Source organism: Pseudomonas sp. 57B-090624, from assembly GCF_003234055.1.
In the GTDB taxonomy this organism is placed as follows: domain Bacteria; phylum Pseudomonadota; class Gammaproteobacteria; order Pseudomonadales; family Pseudomonadaceae; genus Metapseudomonas; species Metapseudomonas tohonis.
On sequence record NZ_QKRU01000004.1, the window covers coordinates 130,911 to 155,974 of the forward strand.

21 protein-coding genes and 3 tRNA genes are annotated in these 25,064 nt (G+C 68.8%); 15 read left to right on the forward strand and 9 right to left on the reverse strand.

The annotated features are described in order from the left end of the window. Positions 1 to 155 precede the first annotated feature (155 nt). Entirely contained in the window at positions 156 to 2,720 is a 2,565-nt protein-coding gene (gene clpB / locus DMX10_RS03285; protein WP_111259762.1) for an ATP-dependent chaperone ClpB, read from the forward strand. A 57-nt stretch (positions 2,721 to 2,777) separates the two neighbouring features. On the opposite strand, the gene DMX10_RS03290 is transcribed toward clpB, so the two are convergent. Further along, entirely contained in the window at positions 2,778 to 3,110 is a 333-nt protein-coding gene (locus DMX10_RS03290; RefSeq protein ID WP_111259763.1) for a PilZ domain-containing protein, read from the reverse strand. A 9-nt stretch (positions 3,111 to 3,119) separates the two neighbouring features. Next, on the reverse strand, positions 3,120 to 5,423 hold the full coding sequence (locus DMX10_RS03295; RefSeq protein ID WP_111259764.1) for a DUF1631 domain-containing protein: 2,304 nt from the start codon (positions 5,421 to 5,423) through the stop codon (positions 3,120 to 3,122). A 201-nt stretch (positions 5,424 to 5,624) separates the two neighbouring features. On the opposite strand from DMX10_RS03295, the gene DMX10_RS03300 reads away from it, so the two are divergent. The 14 genes from DMX10_RS03300 (at position 5,625) to DMX10_RS03365 (ending at position 19,804) form a co-directional block, all read left to right on the forward strand. After that, positions 5,625 to 5,700: transfer RNA gene (locus DMX10_RS03300), tRNA-Asn, on the forward strand. 9 nt (positions 5,701 to 5,709) lie between these two features. Next, a tRNA-Pro gene (locus tag DMX10_RS03305) sits at positions 5,710 to 5,786 on the forward strand. A 12-nt stretch (positions 5,787 to 5,798) separates the two neighbouring features. Beyond that, positions 5,799 to 5,874 (forward strand) — tRNA-Lys (locus tag DMX10_RS03310). 584 nt (positions 5,875 to 6,458) lie between these two features. After that, the gene (locus DMX10_RS03315) at positions 6,459 to 7,784 is read left to right on the forward strand and encodes a 3-dehydroquinate synthase II (RefSeq protein WP_111259765.1); all 1,326 of its coding nucleotides are present in this window, start codon (positions 6,459 to 6,461) and stop codon (positions 7,782 to 7,784) included. Positions 7,785 to 7,793: 9 nt separating this feature from the next. Further along, positions 7,794 to 8,591: a class I fructose-bisphosphate aldolase gene (locus DMX10_RS03320; protein WP_111259766.1), complete on the forward strand. Its 798-nt coding sequence runs from the start codon at positions 7,794 to 7,796 to the stop codon at positions 8,589 to 8,591. Positions 8,592 to 8,646: 55 nt separating this feature from the next. After that, the gene (locus DMX10_RS03325) at positions 8,647 to 11,088 is read left to right on the forward strand and encodes an AMP-binding protein (protein ID WP_111259767.1); all 2,442 of its coding nucleotides are present in this window, start codon (positions 8,647 to 8,649) and stop codon (positions 11,086 to 11,088) included. A gap of 34 nt (positions 11,089 to 11,122) precedes the next feature. Further along, positions 11,123 to 11,836: a class I SAM-dependent methyltransferase gene (locus tag DMX10_RS03330; protein WP_111259768.1), complete on the forward strand. Its 714-nt coding sequence runs from the start codon at positions 11,123 to 11,125 to the stop codon at positions 11,834 to 11,836. 22 nt (positions 11,837 to 11,858) lie between these two features. Next, the gene (locus tag DMX10_RS03335) at positions 11,859 to 13,589 is read left to right on the forward strand and encodes an FAD-dependent monooxygenase (protein ID WP_111259769.1); all 1,731 of its coding nucleotides are present in this window, start codon (positions 11,859 to 11,861) and stop codon (positions 13,587 to 13,589) included. Between the two features lie 36 nt (positions 13,590 to 13,625). Then, positions 13,626 to 14,351: a cupin domain-containing protein gene (locus DMX10_RS03340; protein WP_111259770.1), complete on the forward strand. Its 726-nt coding sequence runs from the start codon at positions 13,626 to 13,628 to the stop codon at positions 14,349 to 14,351. A gap of 35 nt (positions 14,352 to 14,386) precedes the next feature. Further along, on the forward strand, positions 14,387 to 15,151 hold the full coding sequence (locus DMX10_RS03345; RefSeq protein WP_111259771.1) for an SDR family oxidoreductase: 765 nt from the start codon (positions 14,387 to 14,389) through the stop codon (positions 15,149 to 15,151). Between the two features lie 53 nt (positions 15,152 to 15,204). Continuing rightward, entirely contained in the window at positions 15,205 to 16,923 is a 1,719-nt protein-coding gene (locus tag DMX10_RS03350; RefSeq protein WP_111259772.1) for a GMC family oxidoreductase, read from the forward strand. Positions 16,924 to 16,981: 58 nt separating this feature from the next. Next, on the forward strand, positions 16,982 to 17,752 hold the full coding sequence (locus tag DMX10_RS03355; protein ID WP_111259773.1) for an aldolase: 771 nt from the start codon (positions 16,982 to 16,984) through the stop codon (positions 17,750 to 17,752). Positions 17,753 to 17,781: 29 nt separating this feature from the next. Then, the gene (locus DMX10_RS03360; RefSeq protein WP_111259774.1) at positions 17,782 to 18,528 is read left to right on the forward strand and encodes an SDR family NAD(P)-dependent oxidoreductase; all 747 of its coding nucleotides are present in this window, start codon (positions 17,782 to 17,784) and stop codon (positions 18,526 to 18,528) included. Between the two features lie 25 nt (positions 18,529 to 18,553). Further along, a complete protein-coding gene (locus DMX10_RS03365) occupies positions 18,554 to 19,804 on the forward strand; it encodes an acyltransferase (RefSeq protein WP_158545566.1) in 1,251 nt (416 codons plus the stop codon). A 177-nt stretch (positions 19,805 to 19,981) separates the two neighbouring features. Here the strand turns inward: DMX10_RS03365 and DMX10_RS03370 are convergent, their stop codons facing one another. The 7 genes from DMX10_RS03370 to DMX10_RS03400 all read right to left on the reverse strand — a co-directional run bounded on the left by DMX10_RS03370 (position 19,982) and on the right by DMX10_RS03400 (position 24,801). Then, positions 19,982 to 20,272: an Ada metal-binding domain-containing protein gene (locus DMX10_RS03370; RefSeq protein WP_111259776.1), complete on the reverse strand. Its 291-nt coding sequence runs from the start codon at positions 20,270 to 20,272 to the stop codon at positions 19,982 to 19,984. A gap of 2 nt (positions 20,273 to 20,274) precedes the next feature. Next, on the reverse strand, positions 20,275 to 20,904 hold the full coding sequence (locus DMX10_RS03375) for a 2OG-Fe(II) oxygenase (RefSeq protein ID WP_111259777.1): 630 nt from the start codon (positions 20,902 to 20,904) through the stop codon (positions 20,275 to 20,277). After that, a complete protein-coding gene (gene ada, locus DMX10_RS03380) occupies positions 20,901 to 22,028 on the reverse strand; it encodes a bifunctional DNA-binding transcriptional regulator/O6-methylguanine-DNA methyltransferase Ada (protein WP_111259778.1) in 1,128 nt (375 codons plus the stop codon). Before ada ends, DMX10_RS03375 begins: the two co-directional genes overlap by 4 nt. Before the next feature lie 176 nt (positions 22,029 to 22,204). After that, the gene (locus DMX10_RS03385; RefSeq protein WP_111259779.1) at positions 22,205 to 22,750 is read right to left on the reverse strand and encodes a methylated-DNA--[protein]-cysteine S-methyltransferase; all 546 of its coding nucleotides are present in this window, start codon (positions 22,748 to 22,750) and stop codon (positions 22,205 to 22,207) included. Between the two features lie 10 nt (positions 22,751 to 22,760). Further along, the gene (locus DMX10_RS03390; RefSeq protein ID WP_111259780.1) at positions 22,761 to 22,997 is read right to left on the reverse strand and encodes a hypothetical protein; all 237 of its coding nucleotides are present in this window, start codon (positions 22,995 to 22,997) and stop codon (positions 22,761 to 22,763) included. Positions 22,998 to 23,050: 53 nt separating this feature from the next. Continuing rightward, complete coding sequence (locus DMX10_RS03395; RefSeq protein WP_111259781.1) at positions 23,051 to 23,794, reverse strand: 2OG-Fe(II) oxygenase; 744 nt, start codon at positions 23,792 to 23,794, stop codon at positions 23,051 to 23,053. Next, positions 23,791 to 24,801 (reverse strand): LysR family transcriptional regulator, encoded by a 1,011-nt coding sequence (locus DMX10_RS03400; protein ID WP_111259782.1) that lies wholly within the window; start codon positions 24,799 to 24,801, stop codon positions 23,791 to 23,793. The genes DMX10_RS03395 and DMX10_RS03400 overlap by 4 nt, the downstream gene beginning before the upstream one ends. Positions 24,802 to 25,064 lie beyond the last annotated feature (263 nt).

The following is a 25,064-nucleotide window of genomic DNA, read 5'->3' on the forward strand; positions in this document are numbered from 1 at the left end:
ATTTCCCCGCCGCCGGCCGTCGCGGACTGACCCGAGTCAAGGTCCGCCGGCTTGAATCGCCCAGAATCGTCCTTATCTAGACTGCATCTCGGCGGGCTTCTCGTCTTCGGGGCCTTCATCGCTCCAGCCCGCTCTTTAAAGGAAGGACTGCCCTCATGCGAATCGACCGTTTGACCAGCAAGCTGCAACTGGCGCTATCCGATGCCCAGTCCCAGGCCGTGGGCCACGATCACCCGGCCATCGAACCGTTTCACCTGATACTCGCCCTGCTCGACCAGCAGGGCGGCTCCATCAAGCCCCTGCTGATGCAGGTGGGCTTCGACATCGCTGCCCTGCGAAGCGCCCTGACCAAGGAGCTGGACGGGTTGCCGAAGATCCAGAACCCCACCGGCGACGTTAACCTGTCCCAGGACCTGGCGCGCCTGCTCAACCAGGCCGACCGCCTGTCCCAGCAGAAGGGTGACCAGTTCATCTCCAGCGAACTCGTGCTGCTCGCCGCCATGGACGAGAACACCAAGCTCGGCAAGCTGCTGCTCGGCCAGGGCGTGACCCGCAAGGCGCTGGAGAACGCCATCGCCAACCTGCGCGGTGGCCAGGCGGTCAACGACCCCAATGTCGAGGAATCCCGCCAGGCGCTGGACAAGTACACCGTCGACCTGACCAAGCGCGCCGAGGACGGCAAGCTCGACCCGGTGATCGGCCGTGACGACGAGATCCGTCGCACCATCCAGGTCCTGCAACGCCGCACCAAGAACAACCCCGTGCTGATCGGCGAGCCCGGCGTCGGCAAGACCGCCATTGCCGAGGGCCTGGCCCAGCGCATCGTCAATGGCGAGGTGCCGGATGGCCTCAAGGACAAGCGCCTGCTGTCCCTGGACATGGGCGCGCTGATCGCCGGCGCCAAGTTCCGCGGCGAGTTCGAGGAGCGCCTCAAGGCGGTGCTCAACGAGCTGTCCAAGCAGGAAGGCCGCATCATCCTGTTCATCGACGAACTGCACACCATGGTCGGCGCCGGCAAGGCCGAGGGCGCGATGGACGCCGGCAACATGCTCAAGCCCGCGCTGTCCCGTGGTGAGCTGCACTGCGTCGGCGCCACCACCCTGGACGAATACCGCCAGTACATCGAGAAGGACGCCGCCCTCGAGCGCCGCTTCCAGAAGGTCCTGGTGGACGAGCCCAGCGAGGAAGACACCATCGCCATCCTCCGAGGCCTCAAGGAGCGCTACGAGGTGCACCATGGCGTGACCATCACCGACGGCGCCATCGTCGCCGCCGCCAAGCTGTCGCACCGCTACATCACCGACCGCCAGCTGCCGGACAAGGCCATCGACCTGATCGACGAGGCCGCGAGCCGCATCCGCATGGAGATCGACTCCAAGCCCGAAGCCCTGGACCGCCTGGAACGCCGCCTGATCCAGCTGAAGATCGAGCAGGAGGCCCTGAAGAAGGAGGACGACGACGCCGCCCTCAAGCGCCTCGAAAAGCTCAAGGACGATATCGCCCGCCTGGAACGCGAGTACGCCGACCTGGAGGAGATCTGGAAGTCCGAGAAGGCCGAGGTACAGGGCTCGGCGCAGATCCAGCAGAAGATCGAACAGGCCCGCCTTGACATGGAGGCCGCCCGTCGCAAGGGTGACCTGCAGCGCATGGCCGAATTGCAGTACGGCATCATCCCCGACCTCGAACGCAGCCTGCAGATGGTCGACCAGCACGGCAAGACCGAGAACCAGCTGCTGCGCAACAAGGTCACCGACGAGGAGATCGCCGAGGTCGTGTCCAAGTGGACCGGCATCCCGGTATCGAAGATGCTCGAAGGCGAGCGCGAGAAGCTGCTGAAGATGGAATCCGTGCTGCACAAGCGCCTGATCGGCCAGGACGAGGCGGTCGTCGCCGTATCCAATGCCGTGCGCCGCTCGCGTGCGGGGCTGTCCGATCCGAACCGGCCCAGCGGCTCCTTCCTCTTCCTCGGCCCGACCGGCGTCGGCAAGACCGAGCTGTGCAAGGCGCTGGCCGAGTTCCTCTTCGACACCGAGGAGGCGCTGGTGCGCATCGATATGTCCGAGTTCATGGAGAAGCACTCCGTGGCCCGGCTCATCGGCGCGCCGCCCGGCTACGTCGGCTACGAGGAGGGCGGCTACCTGACCGAGGCCGTGCGCCGCAAACCCTACTCGGTGGTGCTGCTGGACGAAGTGGAGAAAGCCCACCCGGACGTCTTCAACATCCTCCTGCAGGTGTTGGAGGATGGTCGCCTCACCGACAGCCACGGGCGTACCGTGGATTTCCGCAACACCGTGGTGGTGATGACCTCCAACCTCGGCTCCGCGCAGATCCAGGAGCTGGTGGGGGATCGCGAGGCCCAACGCGCGGCGGTGATGGATGCGGTGGGCAACCACTTCCGTCCCGAGTTCATCAACCGCATCGACGAGGTGGTGGTGTTCGAGCCGCTGGCCCGCGAGCAGATCGCCGGCATCGCCGAGATCCAGCTGCAGCGCCTGCGCAAGCGCCTGGCCGAGCGGGAACTGAACCTGGAGCTTTCCAGCGAGGCGATGGACAAGCTGATCGCCGTCGGCTACGACCCGGTCTACGGTGCTCGCCCGCTCAAGCGCGCCATCCAGCGCTGGATCGAGAACCCCCTGGCGCAACTGATCCTGGCCGGCAAGTTCGCCCCGGGCATCGCCATCAACGCCAAGGTGGAAGGCGAGGAGATCGTCTTCGACTGACCCAGGAGCCGGTAAAGAAAAGCCCCGCATCGCGGGGCTTTTTCATTGGAGCGGGAATCAGATGTGCCGCAGCAGCACCTCCAGGGCGGCCGCCTGGTCTTCCGCCAGGTCGATGATGTGGAAGCCGGCCCAGCTGTGCTGCCCATCGGCACCGGGGCGGCTCCACAGGCAGTCGGCGCCCAGGCGCACCTCGGTGACGCCTTCCACCGGCGTGACCGAGACGATGCGGCATTCCCATACCGAGTCGCTGGCCAGCGGCGATTCGCTGAACAGCATGAACCCGTCTGCGGAAAGGTCCACCACCCGGCCCAGGCGCTGGGCGGTATGCAGGTCGTAGACCTCCAGTTGGAGTTCCGTGGCGTGGCGGCTGTGATGTCGGCGGTCTTCCATGGGGACTCCTTAGCTCGGCTCGGCACTGCGGCCGGTGAAGCGCTGCAGGACGCGGTAGATGGCGCCCAGCGCACGGTCCACCAGCGGTGCGTTGTGTTCCGGGGCGATGATGCGGGCCAGCCCCTGTTCCATCTCGCTGGCCAGCAGCGTGATGGGCTTGATGGCGACGCGCTGGCCGCTGTGGTCGACGAACATGTAGTTGCGCGTGGTCGGGCTGTACCAGGAGAGCTTGAGCTTGCGCCCCTGGCCCTCCTCGACGAATTCGAACCAGGTGTTGAACTCCAGGCTCTCCAGCTCCTTGACCAGCAACTGGGCACGAGGCGACAGGCCCGACGGGCGCGCCGGGGCCAGCAGGCCGGCGTCCTCGCCGAGCATCTCGCTGAGCGGGCTCTTGGGCAGGTCCGGGTTGATCTGGGCTGCCAGTTGCGGCTGCTGGCCCTGCACGGCGTGCTGGCAGGCAACCAGGTCCTGCAACAGGCGGCGGATGCCGTCCTCGTGGTAGCCACCGAGCAGCTCCAGGCCCTTGCGCAGGTCCTCCAGCAGCGCCACGCGCAGGCCCTGCAGGCGCTCGCGGCCCTTGGCATCCAGTGGCGTGCCGCTCCAGGCCAGTTGCTCGGCCACTTCCCGCGAGCGCTGCCATTCCGGGCCACGGTCGCCGTGGCGCAGGAGGACGAAGACCAGCACGTCGCTCCAGGTCTGTTCGAGGAAGTTGCGGATGATGCTCGGCGGCTCGCGCCCGGCCAGCACCCGGGCGATGGCGTCGACCGCCTGCTGGCGGGCGCTGAGCAGCTTGTCGCGACCCTTGGCCGCTTCCACTGCGCGGCGCTCGCGCAGTTCCACCTTGTGGCGCAGGGTGGCGACGTATTCGTTGAACTCCTCCAGCAGGCTGTCGAACAGCTGCAGGTCGCCGATGAAGCCGTGGATGATCCGCTCGACCACCCACTGCATCTTCGCCAGCAGCCCGCGCTCCTCGCCTTCGCCGCCATAGAGCACGCCGGCCTGGGCCATGGTGTTGAGCAGGCGTCGGGCGGGGTGGTGGTGCTGGGTGAACAGCGCCTTGTCCTGCAGCGCCACCTTCAGATAAGGCGTGTGCAGGTGGGAAAGGGCGGTCTTGCAGCTGTCCGGCAGGTTGTCGTCGTCGAGGATGAAGTCGAAGAGCATGCCCACCAGGTCGATGACATCCGCTTCCTGGTCCGAGAGCTTCTGCTGCCCCGGGAGGCTGCTGTGGGTTTCCAGTTGCTCTTGCAGGTCGGCCTTGAGCCCGTCGACCCGCTGCGGCTGCTGCAGGCGCGAGGCGAGTTCGTGGGCCGACTGCTGCTGCAGGCGGTTGAGCGCTTCCAGCAACTCCGCCGCGCTGTAGGTGCGCGTGGCGCCCCGCGGCGCGTAGCTGGCGATGCTGGGGGTGCCGCCGAGCAGCGGCGTATCGAGGTTGCGCTGACGGTGCTCCTCCAGCAGTACGGCCAGGCCACTGAACAGGGCGCCCGGGTCCAGTGGCGGAGGTGCACCGAGGTCGGTCGGCGGTGGTGGCAGCGGCGCGGTCGGTGCGCTCTGGCTGCTGCGGGTGGCTGCGCTCTGGCCGTCCACCGGCGTGCTGCGGGTGACGCCCTGGGCGCGCTGGGCGCTGTACTTGAGGTTGGGCAGCACGCCGGCTTCTACAAGACGCTTGTTGAGCGCGTCATAAAGCGTGTCCAGGCTCTGCATCACATGCTGGTCGAAGAGCATGTAGAGGATTGTCTTGATCCGCAGCGGGAAAGGCGTGGGTTCCAGGGCATCGCGAAACGCCTGGGCGATCGCCTGCGGGCCGAAGGGGTTGCTGTCCTCGCCGAGCTTCTTGCCGTTGTTGAGCAGGCCCAGGCGCTGGTCGAGGGCGAACAGCGACTGCGCGCAGCGGGCCTTGACCCGGCTGACCATGTTGGTGACCAGCAGGCTTTCTTCATAGACCTCGTTCTGCACCAGCTCCAGGTGATCGGCGTCCAGTTCGGCAGCCGTCTCCGGCTTGAAGGTGCCGTCGAGGAACTCGGCGAACCGCTGGGCGATCCGCTGGTGGTAGGCACGTTCTATCTGCGGCCGTTGCTTGCGCACGTCACGCATGCTGTCGAAGAACAGCGTCTGGACCTGGTTGTTCTCGGCCTTCTCGGCACATTCGAACAGGGTGTCGTCGACCTGGGCGAAAACGCCGGTCAGGTGTTCGGCCAGGCGATTCATCACCAGCTTGCGGCAGCTCTGCACCAGATCGCCGAAGCGCGGCTGGATGCCACGACTGGCGAGAATGGCTGGAGGGCGGGGTGGAGGAGGGGTGTCCTGGGTGCTCATGGACTGTCCTGCCGGGGCCGTTTGGCCGGCGGGTCCTGTAAGTGATCTGGGAAAGGCAGATATAGCAGCCGGCCCGGCAACTGCAAAGCATTGTATAAATTCGCTTTTCAGGGGTTGACAGCTCGTTCTGGAAACGTAAAATGGCGCGCCTCAGATGCAGCGAACCACGGTTTGCAGCGGATGAGATTGGAAAGCTGAAGTTCCGCGATAGCTCAGTCGGTAGAGCAAATGACTGTTAATCATTGGGTCCCTGGTTCGAGTCCAGGTCGCGGAGCCAACTTCCAAACGGGGTATAGCGCAGTCCGGTAGCGCGCCTGCTTTGGGAGCAGGATGTCGGGAGTTCGAATCTCTCTACCCCGACCACTCCTTACATATGGGTCGTTAGCTCAGTCGGTAGAGCAGTTGGCTTTTAACCAATTGGTCGTAGGTTCGAATCCTACACGACCCACCATATTCAGGAATGCGCGGTAGCCAGCAGGCCACCCGCTTCCACGAGAAGCCCACCCATCGCGGTGGGCTTTTTCGTTTCCGCTCCCCCCTTCTACCTGTGCGCACTGGCTCCAGACCTTCAGGGTCCCGAGGTCGCGTGCCTCGCTCGTGCCTGCGGCGTGATGTCGCAGGTCGGTGCATTCTTTTTGGGTCTGGCGTCCGACTCCACGGGACTGGCTGTCCGCCCGTCCCGCGACCCGTTTCCCGGTTTTCCGCCCGCCCCGGCCGGGTCTACGGACGGACCTCCTGTGTCTGCCTGCGGCCGATCCCCCTCAGCGAATACCCCAGCGCCCACATGGTCTTTCCTCGCCACTGCCCCTGGGAAAGACTCCGCTCCACGCAAAAGCAGGCGGTTACGAACCGTTCGTCCCCGCCGGCTTTCCGCACGGTTACCCAGACGCACTACCGCGCCGGGTGCACGAGAAAGGCTCCAGCGGGAGAGGACCTCCCGACCCTGGTAGTGCGATGCAGATGCTCTGCGTCGCGGGTTTCTGGATGCCTCTACATGACCAACCTGAATGGAATGGCTCGCAGCCTGGAGGGAACATGAGCAACGCAAGCGCAGGGGTGAAAGGCAAGGAGGTCCCGGTGATCCGCGAGGACGCCGCCGACCAGGCCTTCGAGACCCCCGAAACGGTATCCAAGCGAACGTCGGTGCGACTCGCCAACATCAGAAGCAACGGCGAGAACAAGCGCACCGCCAACGACAGCCAGCTGGTCTGGTTCGACAGCGCCCAGCTGGCCAAGCGCCGCCCCGACGACGGCATCTTCGTCCGTGTCATCAACTCCCTCTACACCGGCATCGTCCTCTACATGGACAACCTCGCCGAACTGCTCCCCGCCGTCCCCTCGCGCATGCATGCCGTGCTGCGCCTGCGCAACGCGGCCGAGATCAAGGCCTTCCGCGAAAGCCCGCAGTTCGAGGAATTCAAGAAAGGCGCCGCCGCCCGCAACCGCTCCGTCGCCTACAACGATGCCGAGGTCCTGGCCGACCTGGGCCGCGACGGCCTGCTCACCTGCTTCACCAGCTACGTCGACGACCGCGACAGCCTGCTGGCCTCCATCGACCAGGGTTTGCGCTTCAACTACCTGTGGATCCTCTTCCGCGACCCCACCAACATCCCCCTGGAGCTGGTCATCGCCTCGCTGCAATCCACTTCCACCGTGCTGATGAAGGAGATCAAGGCACCGACCGACGTCGACGACGCGATCGTCTCCTACGGGGTGATGGAATACGGCGCCGAAGGGGTGATCTTCTCCCCGCGCGATCACGGCGTGATGAGCGAGTTCCTCGCCCGCATGTCCCAGGCGCAGAGCTACGCCAACCTCGACATCCAGGTCGGCACCGTGATCGAAAGCCGCCCGGTGGGCATGGGCTACCGCGCCTGCATCGACGCCTCCACCCTGTTCGAGCCCGACGAGGGCATGCTGGTCGGCAGCACCTCCCAGGGCGGTGTGCTGTGCTGCCCCGAGGTCTACTTCCTGCCCTACATGGAGCTGCGCCCGTTCCGCGTCAACGCCGGCGCCGTGCACTCCTACGTGTTCAACACCGACAACCGCACCGACTACATGAGCGAGCTGAAGGCCGGCTCGCCGATCATGATCGTCAACTCCAAGGGCCGCGTGCGCCGCGCCGCCGTCGGCCGGATGAAGATCGAGCAGCGTCCGCTGCGCCTGATCGAGGTCGAGTTCCCCGGCAAGGAGCGGGTCAACGTCCTCATGCAGGACGACTGGCACGTGCGCATCTTCTCCGACTCCGCCAAGCCGCTGAACATCTCCGAGCTCAAGCCCGGCGACAAGGTCCTCGGCTACGTCACCGAGCCCGGCCGCCACGTCGGCATCAAGATCAACGAATCGATCATCGAGAAATAGGGGCGCGCCATGAGCTACGTCAGCAGAGTACTGAGGGAGCGGCGCCTGCTGTTCCCGTCCTCGCGGCGCGGATTGATCGTGCCCATCGACCACGGCCTGACCCTCGGGCCCATCGCCGGCATGACCCAGACCGCCGATTTCGAAAAATGGATCGCCAGCGACCACATCAGCGCGGTGATCGGCCACAAGGGCCTGATCGAGCGGCTGATCCTGCGCGACATGCTGCACCCCTCCACCGGGGTGATCCTGCACCTCAACGGCATGGCCAGCATCGCCCCCGAGCCCGACACCAAGATCATGGTGTCGAGCATCGACACGGCGCTGGAGCTGGGTGCCGATGCGGTGTCGATCCAGATCAACTTCACCGAGGACAACTTCCAGCACAACGTCGCCCTGCTCGGTGCCATGACCGACGCCGCCCACAGTGCCGGCTTCCCCATCCTCACCATGCTCTACGACAAGGCGCGGGGCCTCTCTGCCGCGGACCGGCAGAAGCGCCTCAGCCACCTGGTACGGGTGGTGGCCGAACTCGGATCGGACGCGGTGAAGCTGGCCATGCCCGAATCCGCCAGCGACTGCACCGAGCTGGTGGAAACCCACTGCCGCGACATCCGCATCTTCTTCGCCGGTGGCGAGCGCACCGAAGACGAACGCCTGCTGGGGCTGACCCGCTCCATCCTCGCCAGCGGCGCCGCCGGCCTGTGCGTCGGGCGCAACGTCTTCCAGCACCCGCGCCCCCTCGAACTGCTGAGGCGCCTGGCGGACTGCATCAAGGGCGAGACGGAATACCTCAGTCGCGCCGTGTGAACGGAACTCAACTCCACGCGACCGCCACAAGCGGTCAACCCAGGGTGACAGGTCAATGGATTACCTCGACGACAACGCGGCGCCCACCGGTGCCCGCAACGAATACGTGCTCTCGCCGCTGTGGAAGGACCTCTTCCCCGAAGGGCTGCTGAGCCGGCTCAACGCCAACCCCTTCCTCGTGGCCTGCCGCAACGGCGCGGTCAGCCTCGACCTGGTGCGCCACTTCCTCATCCAGCACCACTACTACTCGCAGTACTTCACTCGCTACCTCTGCGCGCTGATGGGCAGCATCGCCGACCAGGGCGAGTTCAAGTCGCTGTCCTGCAACCTCACCGAGGAACTGTCCGGCGGCGACAGCGTCGACATCTCCCACGCCGAGCTGTACCGCCGCTCCATGGACCTGATGTCGGCCCCGCCGCGCAGCCGCCCCCTGCTGCCCGGCACCCGCCAGCTGATCGACGGCATGTTCCGCCACTGCCGCAGCAGCGATCCGATCGACGGCCTGGCAGCCCTGTGCCTCGGCGCCGAAGCCATAGTCCCGCTGATCTACGGCCCGGTGCTCGACGCCCTGCGCAGCCACAACGCCCCGCGCGAGGCCGAGCACTTCTTCGTCCTGCACATCGAGGAGGACGAGGACCACGCCATCGTCATGCGCGAGATCATCGACCGCATGCTCGTCGAGCGTCCCTACCTGCGCGCCCGCGTCATCGCCATCGGCGAGGAGATGGTGCACCTGCGCATGGCCATGCTCACCGAGCTGGCACAGGGCCCCAGCGCCCAGCCCCTCGGTGCCGCCAGCACCCTGATGAGTGCGGAGGCCCTGCAGACGCTGCGCGGCGATGCCTCGCTCGGCAGTGGCAACTTCCTCGATCGCTGCCTGGCGCTGAGCACCACGCCCGACGAACCCTTCCTGTACCTGGACAAGCCATTGACCCTGCTGCGCGGCACGCCGATCAGCGCCCTCGCGCTCAATGACCTGCAGCACCACCGCATGGCCCTGGCCGCCTGGTACCTGGAACAGGGCGTGAAGCCCGGCGACGTCGTCGCGGTCACGGTCGAGGACGGCCTCTCCCCGCTGCTGCACTACCTGGCGCTGACCAGCCTGGGCGCGGCGATCTCGCTGATGAACCCGGCGATGCCCGCGGAGTTCGGCATCGCCTACATGGACGAGAACGGCTTCGAGCGGCTGGTGACCGACACCGCCACCCTGGTGGCCAGTGACTTCGCCCGGCAGTGGCGCGACGCCGGCCGCCCGGTGCTGGATGTCACCCGCACGGCCCTCGACCCGGCACCGCGCATGCCCGCCTGGTGGCCGCTGGAGCCGGAGGATTCCACCCTGGTGATGCTCAGCCACACCTCCGGCACCACCGGCCTGCCCAAGGCGGTGCGCTTCGAACACCGGCAGTTCTTCATGGGCAAGCGCGCCCGTATCGGACGCTTCGCCGAGGGCCCGGACGAGCGCTTCCTCAGCGCCCTGCCGCAATCCCACTCGGCGGCCATCAGCCACCTGGAAACCGCCATCCTCCACGGCATTCCCACCTTCGTCCTCGGCACCCAGCAGGGCCAGGCGCTGCGCGACGCCATCCAGCGTTTCGCACCCACCACGGTCGCTGCGTTCCCGCGCAGCTACGTGCTGCTGGTCGAGGGTGGCATCGCCCATGACGAGTTCCCCGCCGTGCGCCGCTGGTTCGCCATGGGCGACGCCTCGCACCAGAGCCACATCCGCCGGATCCTCGAAGGCGCGCCGCAGTCGCGCTTCATCGACGCCTTCGGCAGCTCCGAGCTGGGCATGGCGCTGTTCCGCAGCGAGTCCAGCCTCGGTGCCGTCGCCGCGCAGCGCTGCATCGGCCGCCCGGTGGACATCGCCGTGGCCAAGGTGCTCGACCCGCTCAGCGGCGACGAGGTGCAGCCGGGCGAGGTCGGCCTGCTCGCCGTGCGCTCGCCCACCGTCACCTCCGGCTACTGGAAGCAGCCGCAGAAGACCGTCGACGCCTGGCGCGGCGGCTACTTCCTCACCGGCGACATCGCCTTCTGCAAGGACGGCGAGTTCTTCCAGATCGACCGCGCGGTGGACGTCATCGACTCGCCCGCCGGTGCCCTGCACACCCTGCAGCTGGAGGAAGCGGCGCAGCAGGTGGAGGGCGTATGCGATGTCACCGTGGTCGGTGTCGACCCGGCCCGCAGCGGCGGCGTCGGCCTGCTCGCCCTGGTGCTGCCCGAACGCGGCGCGACCGACGCATCGGCCATCGCCGCCCGGGTGCTGCGCACCCTGCACGAGGCCGCAGCGTCGCGTGGCGCGCTGGTGGCGGAAGGCTTCATCGCCGTCGCCGTGGTCAGCGACCTGGCGTTCCTGCCCGTAGGCGCCACCGGCAAGGTGCTCAAGCGCCACCTGCGCAGCGTCGCCCAGGCCCTGCTGGCCGGGGAGGGAGGGCAGCAGGTGCAGCACCTGCTGCGCCCCGCCCATCGCCAGCTCGCCACCGCCGGACACGGGCTCTGAGCTGCAGGCCCGCCACCACACAAGGAATCCCAGCATGACCCAAGCAACCTACGAGACCGGCGCACTGGCGTCGGTCCGCCAGCGCCTCGCCGCCGCCGAAGCCGACGGGCAGACGGAGTACGAATGCATGGGCCGCCGTTTCGCGGTGCATGACGGCGTATTCCCGCCGACCCACTTCCAGTCCACCGGCATCTTCACCCGCCACCTGCCCTACCCCCGGGGCGGGCGCCTGCTGGAGATCGGCTGCGGCGCCGGCGTCACCGCCGTCACCGCCGCCCTGGAGGGCTGCCGCGAGGTGGTGGCCAGCGACATCAGCGAGGCGGCCGTGCGCAACACCCGCGCCAATGCCGCGCGCCATGGCGTGACCGGGAAGATGTCGATCCGCCAGGGCGACCTGTTCGAGGTACTGGAGCCGGGCGAGCGTTTCGACGTCATCTTCTGGAACTCCAACTTCGTCTTCGTCGAGGCCGAACACGTCTTCGACAAGTCCATCATGCTCGCCTTCTGCGACCCGGGTTACGCCGCCCACAAGCGCTTCCTCGACGAGGCCCCCGAGCATCTGGCCGAAGGCGGCATGCTGCTCATGGGCTTCAGCAGCCAGGGCGATGGCGGCGCACTGGAGGCGATGCTCGCCGAACACGGCTACGGCTCGCGCCTGGTCGCCTCGGTGACCGGCCAGGGCGCGGGCGCACCGCGCTACGACATCCTCCAGCTCCTGCCGGGTGCGCACGCACCGGCAGGCGCCTGACCGGCAGCGACGGAGCCTCATCGTGAGCACTGGCCAGAAGACCCAGCACGCCGCCGTGGCCATCGTCGGCGGTGGCCCCGTGGGGATGATGCTCGCGCTGTTGCTGGACCACCACGGCGTGCCCGTGGTGCTGTTCAACAGCGAGCGCAACACCCGCTGGCACCCCAAGGGCAACACCCACAACTCGCGCACCATGGAGCACTACCGGCGCCTGGGCCTGGCGGAGGCCATCCGCCGCCTCGGCCTGCCCGAGGACCACCCGCGCGACGTCGCCTACTTCACCCGCCTCAACGCCTGGGAGCTGGCGCGCCTGGACATGCCCTCCGAGCGCGAGCGCATGGCGGCGGCGCGCGCCGCCGAGGACACCGACCAGGTGCCCGAGCCGCTGCTGCGGGCCAACCAGATGTACGTCGAGCGCTTCCTCCTCGAACACATCCGCACCCGGCCCAATATCCAGCTGCGCTTCGGCTGGCGGGTCAGCGGCTTCGAGCAGGACGCCGACGGCGTGCGCCTGATCGCCGTGGAGAGCGCCAGCGGCGAAGCCCTGGAGCACTGGCACGCCGACTACCTGGTGGGTTGCGACGGCGGGCAGAGCTTCGTCCGCCGCACCCTCGGCATCGGCTACCTGGGGCCGGACGGCTCCAGCGGCGGCTTCCTCAGCGGGCGCATGTTCTCCAGCCATGTGCGTGTCCCAGCGCTGCACCGCGACATCCTCCCCGACCGCAAGGCCTGGATGTACAACGTGGTGGCGCCCGACGCGCGCATGCTGCTGATCAGCCTGGATGGCGAGGACGAGTTCCTGCTCATGACCCAGGCGCGCTCCCATGACGAGATGCCCCAGGACGACCGGGTGATCGCCGCCATCCGCCAGGGCGTCGGTGCCGACGTCGAGGTCGAGGTGCTGGCCCATGCCGTGTGGCATGGCGGCCTGGCCCTGGTGGCCGAGCGCTTCTCCGACCGCCGCGTGTTCCTCGCCGGCGACGCCACGCACCTGTTCTCGCCCACCGGCGGCTTCGGCATGAACACCGGCATCGACGGCGCCGCCAACCTCGCCTGGAAGCTGGCCGCCGCCGTACAGGGCTGGGCCGGGGAAGGGTTGCTGGCGTCCTACGAGCTGGAGCGGCGCCCGGTCACCCTGCGCAACACCGAAGCCGCGCGCCAGCTCACCCAGCGCGTGGGCAAGGTGGAGGTGCCGGCGGCCGTCGAGGCCCGGGGCACCGAGGGCGACCGGGCGCGCGCGCAGCTCGGGGTGTCGCTGCGTGGCTTCCGTGGGCAGTTCACCTCCATCGGCGTCGAACTCGGGGCCCGCTACGACGCCTCCCCCATCGTCTGGCAACAGGGCCAGCCACCGGAGGACGACCCGCTGCACTACCGGCCCAGCACCGTGCCCGGCGGGCGCCTGCCGCACCTGTGGCTGCCCGCCGGCGACGGCACGCGGCGCTCGGTCTTCGACCTGCTCGGCGTGGGCTTCACCCTGCTCCGGGTCGGGCCCGATGCGCCCTCGGTGGAGCGCCTGCGCGAGGCCGCCGCGGCCCGGGGCATCCCGTTGACGGTGGTGGAGCTGCCGGCTGGTGCACGTGATTGCTACCGGGTCGCCCTGTTGCTGGTGCGTCCTGACCAGCACATCGGCTGGCGTGGCGACGAGGTGCCGGAAGACGCCGGCGCAGTACTGGAAAAACTGGTGGGACACGGCTGCGCCGTGCACCCGAAGGAAGGCCAGGCGCTGGTTGGCGTCCTGGGTGCGGTTGGCTAGATCAACGACCGGGTCGACGACCCGCAAGGAGGATGTATGAGTTCACTGGAAGCCGGCTTCGAGGTCGGCGCGGTGCTGGAGCAGGACCTGCAATCCGACTACGCCGAGGACGCCGCGGAGAACGCAGCGGCCTTCGCCCTGATCGAGGACGACCCCGACCCGCAAGTGGTCAACGGCGAGCCGGAAGGCGCCTCCATCCGCTTCGTCAAGACCGGCGAGACCACCCGTGGCCGCTACCTGATGGCCAAGGTGGAGATCCCCCCGGGCTCGGGCCCGCCGCTGCACGTGCACACCCGCACGGACGAGTGGTTCTACGCCCCCGACGGCGGCGTGGTGATGCTCATGGGCACGCGCACCTACACCGACATGGACAACCCGCCGGACGTCTCCGGGCGCGACACCATCCGCATGATCCCCATGAAGAAGGGCGCCATGGTCTTCGGCCGGCGCAACCACATCCACGGCTTCCTCAACATCTCCGACAAGACCGTGATGATGTGGCTGGTGTGGACCCCGGACACCCCCGAAGTGACCCTGAAGGACTACTTCGAATCCATCGCCCGGCCGATCCTCCCGGGCGTCCGTGGCGCGCGCAACAACCCGATCGTGCAGCTCAAGGCGGTCAGCGAGGCGCGCGACTACGGAATGATGTTCAGCACCGACTTCTGGCAATACGCCGAGAAGGTGGAGGAGGGCGAGGCGCCCTTCGGCAAGAACCTGGACGGCCTGATCAGGCTGTTCGAATCCGCCAAGCAGGCGTGAAACACGGGACAACCCAACAAGGAACGAGGTGAGACATGAGTATTCTGGCGAACAAGACCGCGATCGTGACCGGGGCCAGCTCCGGCATCGGCTTCGAGGCCGCGAAGCTCTTCGCGAAGGAGGGCGCCAAGGTGGTGGCCGTGGCACGCCGGGGCGAGGCCCTGGAACGGCTGGTGAACGAGATCACCGCCGCCGGCGGCGTGGCCGTGGCCCTGGCCGGCGACGTCAAGGACGAGCACTGCATGCGTGAAGCCGTGGCCCTGGCGGTGAGCCGCTTCGGCGGCCTGGACATCGCCTTCAACAACGCCGGCTCCATGGGCGCGCTGGGCGCGGTGACCGATATCAGCGTCGAAGGCTGGCACGACACGATCGACACCAACCTGACCAGCGCCTTCCTCTGCGCGCGCCACCAGATCCCCGAGCTGCTCAAGCGCCCCGGCGGCTCGCTGATCTTCACCTCCTCCTTCGTCGGCCACAGTGTCGGCTTCCCCGGCATGGCCGCCTACGCGGCGAGCAAGGCCGGCCTGGTCGGCCTGACCCGCACCCTGGCGGCGGAGTACGGCGCCCAGGGCCTGCGCGTCAACGTGCTGCTGCCGGGGGGCACCGACACCGAGATGGGCCGCGCAGCCGCCTCCACGGCAGAGCAGAAGGCCTTCGTCGAGAGCATCCACGCGCTCAAGCGCATGGCGCGCCCGGAGGAGATCGCCCAGTCGGCGCTGTACCTGGCGTCCGATGCCGCGAGCTTCGTCACCGGTACGACCCTGTTCGTGGAAGGCGGCGTGACCATCACCCGCACGTGAACCGACGGGGGCCTCGCGCCCCCGCTCCAGGAAGCCCCCGTTCAGGAACGAACATGAAGAACCGCAACCCTTTCCCGTCGCTCGACTCGCACGTCGAGGGCGCAGCCGGCTTCGGCGCCTCCGGCCGGCGCGATTTCCTCTCCCGCCTGCTGGCCCTGGGGGCCGGCGCCGGTGCCGCGAGCCTGGGCCTGCTGCCCGCCGCCACGCTGGCCGGCGAGCGCGGTGGCCGCCCCTCCCACCGCCAGGACTACGACTACGTGATCGTCGGCGCCGGCTCCTCCGGTTGCCTGCTGGCCGACCGCCTGTCCGCCACCGGCGCCTCGGTGCTGCTGATCGAGGCCGGCAGCCACCGCATCGACCAGCCGAAGATCCGCGAAGTGGCGCTGTGGCTGCAGAACATCGGCAGCGACACCGACTGGGCCCGCCAGAGCACGCCACAGGCGCAGCTCGACAGCCGCCAGCAGGCGCTGGCCGCCGGCAAGGTGGTGGGCGGCTCCGGCAGCATCAACGCGATGATCTGGCTGCGCGGCGACCCCCGCGACCTGGCCCAGTGGCAGCGCCACGTCGGCGGCCCCTGGAGCGTCGAGGCGCTGCACCGCGCCTACGACGACATGGCGCGGCCGGTGGGCAGCCTCGGTAACGGCCCCTCGCGCATCCGCGTCGGCCGCTATGCCGACCCGCACCCGCTCACTGCCGCCTACCTGGGCGCCAGTGCCGACACCGGCCTGCGCACCATCGAGCTGAACGCCGGCCGCCCGTTGAACGGCGCCGGGGTCACCGAGGTCAACGCCACCGCCGACGGCTACCGGGTCGGCCCGGCCCAGGCCTTCCTGGTGCCGGCCCTGGCGCGACGCAACCTCAGCGTGCTGTCCGATGCGCTGATCACCAACCTGATCATCCAGGGCAACCGCTGCCAGGGCGTGCGCGTGCTGGTGGACAACGCCCTGGTGCAGATCCGCGCCAGCCGCGAGACCATTCTCTGCGCCGGCACCTGCGAGTCGCCCAAGCTGCTGATGCTCTCCGGCATCGGCCCGCTGGACGAGCTGCGTGCCCAGGGCATCCCGGTGCGCCAGCACCTGCCGGCGGTGGGGCGCAACCTGCAGGACCACCTGCTGCTGAGCCTGCAGTACCGCTCCCGGGTGTTCGTGCCGCCGCAGCTGTCCAACGGCGTGTCGACCATGTCGTACTACAGCAACGGCCCGGCGCACCTCGCCCCGGACGTGCAGGTGGCGGGCATGCAGTATCCCTTCGGCCCGCTGCAGGCGCCGGCCGGCGGCTCCTACACCCTGATCCCCTTCCTCGCCAAGCCGCGCAGCCGTGGCCGCGCGCGCCTGGCCGGCACGGACCCGCGCCAGAGCATGCTGCTGGACCCGGGCTACCTCGCCGAGCGCATCGACCGCGACAACATGGTCTTCGCCCTCGAGCGCGGCCTGGCCCTGGGCGCGAGCCGGGCGCTGGCCGGGTTCAACGGTGGCCTCTACCCGGCGGACCCGCTGCGCACCTACGCCGAGAAGCTCGCCTTCATCGCTCGCAACGCCGGCCCCGGCCTGCACTACACCGGCACCTGCTCCGCCGGCCGCGACCCGGCCAGCAGCGTGGTGGATGCGCGCTTCAGGGTCTGGGGCGTGGACGGGCTGCGGGTGGTGGACGCCTCGGTGATCCCCGAGATGCCGGCGGTGAACATCCACGCCTCGGTGCTCAGCGTCGCCCAGCTCGCCGCGCGGGTGCTGGTGGAGGAGCGTCGCTCGCACCACCACGCCGCCACGGCCTGAGCCGGTGCCCGCGCCCTGACCGGCGCGGGCCTTTTCCCAACGAATCCGAGGCACCGCCATGAAGACCCTGCTGGCCGAGAAGGCCGAGTTGATCGACCAGAGCGTCGACGCCATGAAGACCCACCTGGTGGCGACGGAGCGGCCGCTGCGCGAGAAGGTCGCGCTGACCTGCCGCATCCTCTTCACCCACGGCCACGATTCCGGCCTCGCCGGGCAGATCACCGCGCGCACCGAGACCCCGGGCCGCTACCTGACCCAGCGCCTGGGGCTGGGCTTCGACGAGATCACCCCGGCCAACCTGCTGGAGGTGGACGAGGACCTGGTGGTGATGGCCGGCGACGGCATGGCCAACCCGGCCAACCGCTTCCATTCCTGGATCTACCGCGCGCGCCCCGACGTGAACTGCATCGTCCACACCCACCCCATGCACGCCAGCGCGTTGTCGCTGCTGGAGCGCCCGCTGAAGGTGGCGCACATGGACAGCTGCATGCTCTACGACGAGGTGTCCTTTCTCGCGCGCTGGCCGGGCGTGCCGGTGGGCAACGAGGAGGGCGAGCTGATCGCCTCGGTGCTGGAGCACCGTCGCGCCGCGCTGCTCGCCCACCATGGCCTGGTGATCGCCGCGCGCAGCGTCGAGGAAGCCTGCGTGCTCGCCGTGCAGGTGGAGCGCACGGCGCGCATGCAACTGCTGGCCGAGGCGGCGGGGGAGATCCGCGACATCGACCCGGCCCTGGCCCGCGAGGCCCACGACTGGATCCTCCAGCCCACGCGCAGCCGCGCCACCTTCGACTATTTCGCCCGCCGCGCCCTGCGCGAGCTGCCGTTCTGACCCATCACCCTTTCCTGCGAGGTATCGCCATGCAGCACTCCCTGCTTTCCAAGAACGCCCTGGTCACCGGCGCCTCACGTGGCATCGGCAAGGCCACCGCCCTGGCGCTCGGCGCCGCCGGTGCCTATGTGCTGGTGCACTGCAACCGTGGCCTCGACGAGGCCCAGGGCGTGGTCACCGAGATCCGCGACCGGGGGGGCCGCGCCGACGTGCTGGTGGCCGACCTCGCCAGCGCCGAAGGGCCGCGCATCCTCGCTGCCGAAGTGGGCGAGCGCGTGCGTCGCCTGGATGTGCTGGTGGCCAGCGCCGGCATCGCCCAGACGGCGACGCTGGAGGACACGCGCATCGAGGACTTCGATCGCCTGTTCGCGGTCAACGTGCGCGCGCCGTTCTTCCTGGTCCAGCAGCTGCTGCCGCTGCTGGGCGAGGGCAGCAGCCTGGTGCTGATCTCGTCCCTGGGCGCGCGCTCGGCGGTCGGCGATATTCCCGCCTACGCCGCCACCAAGGGCGCGCTGGACACCCTGGTGCTGCACTTCGCCCAGGCGCTCGGCGGGCGCGGCATCCGCGTCAACGGCCTGGCCCCGGGGGTGGTGGACACCGAGATGTCCAGCTTCGTGCGCAGCGACGAGGGGCGCGACTTCGTGCTCGGCATCCAGGCCCTGCAACGCATCGCGCAGCCGGAGGACATCGCCGATGCGGCGCTGTTCCTGGCCTCCGACGCCTCGCGCTGGATCACCGGGGACATCCTCAGCGTCGACGGCGGCACCAAGCTGTAACCACGGGCCGCCAGGGGTAGACACCATGAACATGAAGACCGAACTGCCTGCCGGCGCGCCCGCGGCCCATGCCGGTGCGTCGAGGAACCTCGAACTCGACCGGCTGCGTGCCATCGCCGTGCTGCTGACCTTCTACGTCCACCTGTACCAGGTGTTCTACCCCTGGACCTTCACCATGCACTACCCCAAGCCCGAGTCGGTGCTCGACCTGTTCGGCAACGCCTGGGCGGGGGTCGACCTGTTCTTCGTGATCTCCGGCTACATCATCTCGCGCACCCTGCTGGAGCAACTGGACGGGTTGCGCAGCGGCGTGCAGCGGGCGGCCTGCATCAAGGCCTTCTACGTGCGCCGGGTGTTCCGCATCCTGCCGGTGGCCTGGGTGGTGGTGGCGCTGGTGATGGCCTGCAGCCTGTTCCTCAACCAGGGGCAGTACTTCGCCTCGCCGGTGTACAACGCCCAGGCGGCGCTGGGCATCTTCACCTACACCTTCAACTTCTGGCTGCCGGACAACAAGATCGCCGAAGGCGTGCCGCTGGCGCCCTACTGGAGCCTGTCGGTGGAGGAGCAGTTCTACCTGTTCTATCCGCTGTTCCTGCTGGTGCTCAAGAGCACTCGCGCGCGGGTGATGGCACTGGTGGGCGGGCTGCTGCTGGTGAGCCTGGTGCTGCGGCCCTTCAGCCTTTCCGACCCGATGAAAGTGTTCTTCTTCACCCAGACCCGCTGCGACGGGCTGCTCTACGGCTGCCTGCTGTACCTGGCCACCACCCAGGGCTGGTTCGAGGCGATCCGCGTGCGCGCCGGGCAATACCGCTACGCCGGGGCCTGGGTGGTGGTGCTGCTGGCGCTGGTGCTGGGCAGCGTCACCGCCATCGGCTTCGGCAACACCCTGGCGATCCCGGTGGTCTGCGCCTTGTCGCTGGTGATGGTGTTCATGGCGGCCTGCGAGGGCAACCTGATCGTCTTCCCGCAGCCGCTGCAGTGGGCGCTGGACTACCTCGGCAAGCGCTCCTACACCCTGTACCTGGTGCACATCCCGATGTTCTACCTGACCCTGGAGCTGATGTTCCGCTACACCCGCAGCGAGGGCATCGCCATCACCGATGCGCTGTGGCCGCAGTACACGGTGCTGATGCTGGTGCTGGTGTTCGGCGCCACCGAACTGATCCACCGCACGGTGGAGAAACCGATGATCGCGATAGGCAAGCGCATCGCCGAGCGCTCGCGCGTACCCGCCGAACCGGCCCCGCAGGCCCTGGCGCCCACGCCGGCCCCATAGGTGCTGGCGGCAGCGTGGATGACGCTTCACCCATCCACCGTGCGGGGGCGGGTTTCAATGCAACGCGTCGGGCATGACGGCGTGCCCTGTTCGACCCCGCCTGGTGGAGGTGAAGAGCGACCTCCACCCTACGCGACGCTCGCCCCCGTGCATTGGCATTGTTCTGTAGGCGCGAATTCATTCGCGATCAGGCTTCACCTGAACACCCAGTTCCCCCGCCTTCCACATCCTGTACCGCTCCGGCAGGCACACCGCGCAAGGCCGATAGCCGGCGGCGAGCGCCGTGGCCTCATCGAGGAAGAACACCCGCTGCGCCTGGTAGCCACCACGGGCGAGGGCCTGCAGGGCGCTGCGGCAGTCGAGTCGGCCGTAGAGCCTGTTGCGGCGGTGGCCGCCGAGGGTGCCGGGGCGGTGGCTGGCAAAGGGGCGGCCGTCGGCGCCGACCAGGGTCCAGGTCTTGTCCGGCATGGTCAGCGCCCGGCGGGGAAGCCCAGCTCCAGGCTCAGGCGCTGGCCGCTGCGCACGCGGCTGGTGCCGTGCTTGAGACCGGCACCGTAGAGCTGGCCGAGGCTGTTGCGCACTGGGCGGCGGCCGTCGCTGAACAGCACGGCGTCCCCCTGGCGCAGGGGCAGCACCGTGGCGCGCGATTGCATGCGCGGACGCTGTTCGGTGACGACGAATTCGCCGCCGGTGAAGTCGTTCCGGGGGCAGGCCAGGAGAATGGCCAGACGCAGGGGCAGGGCAGCGGTGCCGTCGCCTTGTCGCAACGCCAGGTACTCACCCGAGCCGAGATGGCAGAGCCGTGCATCGATGGCGCCGGCCGGCCCGGTCGGGTAGCGCCCGGGCTCGTCCAGTTCCTCGCTCCAGCGATTGGCCAGCCGGGCCAGCGCGGGGTAGAGCCCGTCGCCGAGTTCGCCGGGCAGGGCCCCGGCCGTGGCGAGCCACTCGCCGCAGCCGGGTTCGAGGGGGGCGAGGCGGGTGCCCATGCCCTGCGCCTGCCGCCGCCACTGCTGCACCGTGCCGGCATCCAGCAGGCCGGGCAGCAGGGCGTAGCCGTCTTCATCCAGGCAGTGGATCAGCGACGGCCAGTCCAGGCTCATGGCTGCGCCACGGCCTGCTTGGCACGGGGCGGCACGCTGGGGGCGGCTGCCGGCTTGGCTTCGCGTTGCAACAGCTCGCGCTTGCGCTCGATGCCCCAGCGGTAGCCGGAGAGGTCGCCGTTGCGGCGCACCACGCGGTGGCAGGGGATGGCCACGGCGATGTGGTTGGCCCCGCAGGCCTGGGCCACCGCGCGTACCGCCTTGGGCGCACCGATGCGTTCGGCGATGTCGGTGTAGCTGACGGTGGTGCCTGGCGGGATGTCCCGCAGGGCCTGCCACACCCGCTCCTGGAAGGCGGTGCCGCGCACGTCCAGGGGCAGGTTGAGGCCGAGCGAGGGGGCTTCGATGAAGCCGACGACCTGGGCCACCAGGCGCTCGAAGTCCGCGTCGCCGCCGACCAGCTGGGCCTTGGGGAACTGGTCCTGCAGGTCTCGTACCAGGGCGTCGGGGTCGTCGCCCAGGAGGATGGCGCAGACCCCGCGCTGGCTCTGCGCGACGAGGATGGCGCCCAGCGAGCACTGGGCCACGGCGAAGTGGATCGAGGCGCCGGCTCCGCCATCGCGGTATTCGCTGGCGCGCATGCCCAGCAACTGGTCGGAGGTTTCGTAGAAGCGGCTGTTGGAGTTGAAACCGGCGCCGTAGATGGCGTCGGTCACCGAGGTGCCGACATCGCTGAGCTCGCGGCGCAGGCGGCGGGCGCGGTAGGCCGAGACGTAGGCCTTCGGGGTCAGCCCGGTCTCGGTCTTGAACACCCGGTGGAAGTGCGAGGGGCTCATGCCCGAGCGTGCCGCCAACTGGTTGAGGTTGAGCGGCGAGTCGGCCGCCTCGATGGTGCGGCAGGCTTCGGCGATCAGGGCGGCACGGCGGGCGGCGGTGCTGGTGCGGTCCCCCGCCAGGCTGCGGCTGGCGCGATAGCCGGCGGCTTCGGCGGCGGCCGGGGTGTCGAAGAACTCGACGTTCTTGCGGTTGGGCAGACGGGTCGAGGAGCTGGGGCGGCAGTAGACGCCGGTGGTCTTCACCGCATAGACGAACTGGTCGTCGGCGGCGCTGTCGCGGGCCCTGACGGCTGCCCAGCGTTGATCGTCCGTGATGTAGAGAGCGGTTTCTTGCAGGTTCCTGCTCATGGTGGTTATCCAGAAAGACCGTTGACTATTGCAGGTTAAAACCGAACCCGAACGCAAGAACTCCGGTTCTTGCGTTCGAATTCACCGTGGTTCCGCCCAGGCGTTCCGCTGCGGGCGGAGGGGCGCTGGAGGTTAGGCGTGATGAACGCCTTTCGCCTCCCGTGCCGGGCGCTGCGTCAGAACAGGGCGGCGGTTCGCGGCTCGGCCACGACGGGGCGCAGGGCCTTCTCGTGCTCCAGCAGCCAGCGCTTGCGCTCCAGGCCCCAGGCGTAGCCGCGCAGCTCACCGTTGGCGGCGATCACCCGGTGGCAGGGGATGACGATGGCGATGGGGTTGGCGGCGTTGGCCACGCCGATGTCGATGGCGGCACGGGGGTCCTCCAGGCCCAGGTCGCGGGCCAGTTGGCCATAGCTGCGGGTGGTGCCGGCGGGAATCTGCCGCAGCGCCGCCCAGACCTGGAGCTGGAAGGGCGTGCCGTTGGGTTCCACGACCAGTTCGTCGAGCGCATCGCAATCGCCTTCGAAGTAGCGGCGCAGGGCGGTGGCTATCGCCTTGGGCGCCGGGATCTCGGGAAGGTCCTTGGCGCTCGGCCGGTCCTTCAGGGAGCGCGTGAGCTGGCGCTTGTAGTCGCCGAAGCCCAGGGCGCGGATGCGTTGCTGTTCGTCGGTCACCAGCAGCAGTTCGCGCAGGGGCGAACTCAGGCGGCTCATCATCAATGTCATGGCAATCTCCTTATCGCAGTCGAGTGACGCTGTGGGGACGGAGCAGGAAGATTTCCCCGCTGTCCAGGTGCAGCTCGGTTAGGCCCGAATCATCCGTGTGCCAGCGGGCCTGCCTGGCATCCACCAGTGCCTGGAAGGCACTGATCACCCGCAGGCGCGCGGCCGGGTCGTCTTCGCTCGGGCCGCTGGCTGCCGTGCCGGGCTCGAGGAAGGCGGCAGGGCCGATGTCCTGTGGGCGAATGGGCATGTTCAGCCCGCCTGCCGGGAGGCGGGGAGGAGGGGGGCGTTCATCCGCTGCTCTCAGCTGGCGTCATGGAAGATCAGCCCCAGGGTGCGGCGCTCGCCGCTCCTGATCAGGCTGACGCCGTGGCGCATAGCGGCGCGGCGGAAGCCGCCGCGCTTGCCGGGCACGGGACGCAGGTCCACCGGGAAGAGCACGGCGTCGCCCTTGCCCAGGGGCACGACGTCCGCCCGCTGCTGCCCGGCGATGTTCTCGGTGAGGACGAACTCGCCGCCGCTGAAGTCCTGCTCGGGTGCCGACAGCAGGACCGCCAGCTGCAGCGGGAAGACGTGCTCGCCATAGAGGTCTTGGTGCAGGCGGTTGTAGCAGCCCGGGCCGTACTGCAGCAGCAGGGGCGTGGGGCGGTGCTGGCCGGCCCGGTGGCAGCGGGCGAGGAAGCCGTCGAGGCGCGCGGGGTAGCGGGTGTCGAGGCCCAGGCGCTGGTTCCAGCGGTTGGCGATGGCCGCCAGCGGCGGGTAGAGGCGGTGGCGCAGGCGCCCGAGCAGCGCGGGCAGCGGGTAGGCGAAGTACTTGTATTCGCCGCGGCCGAAGCCCTGGCGCTCCATGACGATGCGCGAGCGGAAGCCTGCCTCCTGGCTGTAGAGCGAGGCGAGTCGGGCGCAGGCGGCATCGTCCAGCAGGTGCGGGATCAGGGCGCTGCCATTGGCGTCCAGCTCGGCTTCGAGGGCCTGCCAGTCGAGCTGTTCGATGCGCTCCAGCGTTGGATCGGGCACGGCCCGTTCGAGGGTGGCGAGGGGATTCATGGCGTGGAGAAGTCCCCGGCGCTGAAGGACAGGCCCACGCGCGCCAGGCGCGAGACGGGGGCGATCGGGTGGAGTTCGGAGAACAGGCAGGTTTCCGCCTCTTCCTGCTGGTTGCACACCTGCTCGACGCGTTCGAGGAAGCGCGAGAGGTGCGGCGAGGGTTCGCTGTCCGGGCGCAGCAGGTAGGTGGTCAGCACCGAGTCGGGCACGGACAGGGCACGGGTGACGATCTCGCTGCCGGGCAGGTAGCTGTGCTCGGTGCCGCAGATGAGGGCGACGCCGTAGCCGGCCGAGACCAGCGCCTGCATGGTTTCGCGGGAGATGTACTGCTCGACGATGTTCAGCGAGGCTTCTTCGGCTTCGCTCAGGTTGGCCTTGAGCATGCGGCTGATCTGCTGGTGCTGGCCCTCGTGCACCTCGGGGTGGCTGAGGATCAGCGGGTGGCGCACCAACTCCTTGAGCGGGATCTTGCGGTGCGACAGCAGCGGATGGCGGGCGGGCAGGGCGGCGACCAGCGGGTCGCTCCAGATGGGCCGCGCGCAGATGCCGTCGACGGCGTTGTCGGTGCGCGCGAAGCCGACGTCGTAGCTGTGGTCGAGCATGCCCTTGACCTGCTGGGCGTGGCTCACTTCGAACAGGCGGATCTCCATCTCCGGTTCTTCCTGGCGGCAGCGTGCCAGCAGGTCGGCGAGCTTCTGCGGGGCGATGCCGTCGGACACCGCGACCCGCAGCGTGCCGCGAAAGCCCATGGCGACGCCGCGCATGTCCATCCGCGCCTGCTCCAGGGCGGCGAAGATGCGCTTGGTGTTCTCCAGGAAGACGGTGCCCGCCCAGGTCAGTTGCACGCCCCGGGGGTTGCGCTCGAAGAGCAGGGTGTTGAGATCCGACTCGAGCTCCTTGATGGCCCGGGACAGGGGCGATTGCTCGATGTGCAGGCGCGCGGCGGCGCGGGTGAAATTCAGCTCCTCGGCCACGGCGAGGAAATAGCGAAGATGACGTAGTTCCATAGGTGACTCTCTCCTGTCTGTCATCGACCCTGGTTCCGGGCCGTGCCCGGGTTGCTGCGTTCCTCCAGCCCTTACTGCGTAGTGGTCCTGGTGCGCGAGTGGCCCGGGTAGCGCCGATCCGATGGCGCAAACGCCCTGGCCAGACGCGTTGCGGGGCTCAATATCGGCGTGAAGAGGCCGCCCTGCACTCCGGTTCTTGCGGTCGAATCTGCAGGATGGGAGAGGGCGACGGACGGCTGCGGCGCAGACCGTTGCGCGAGGGG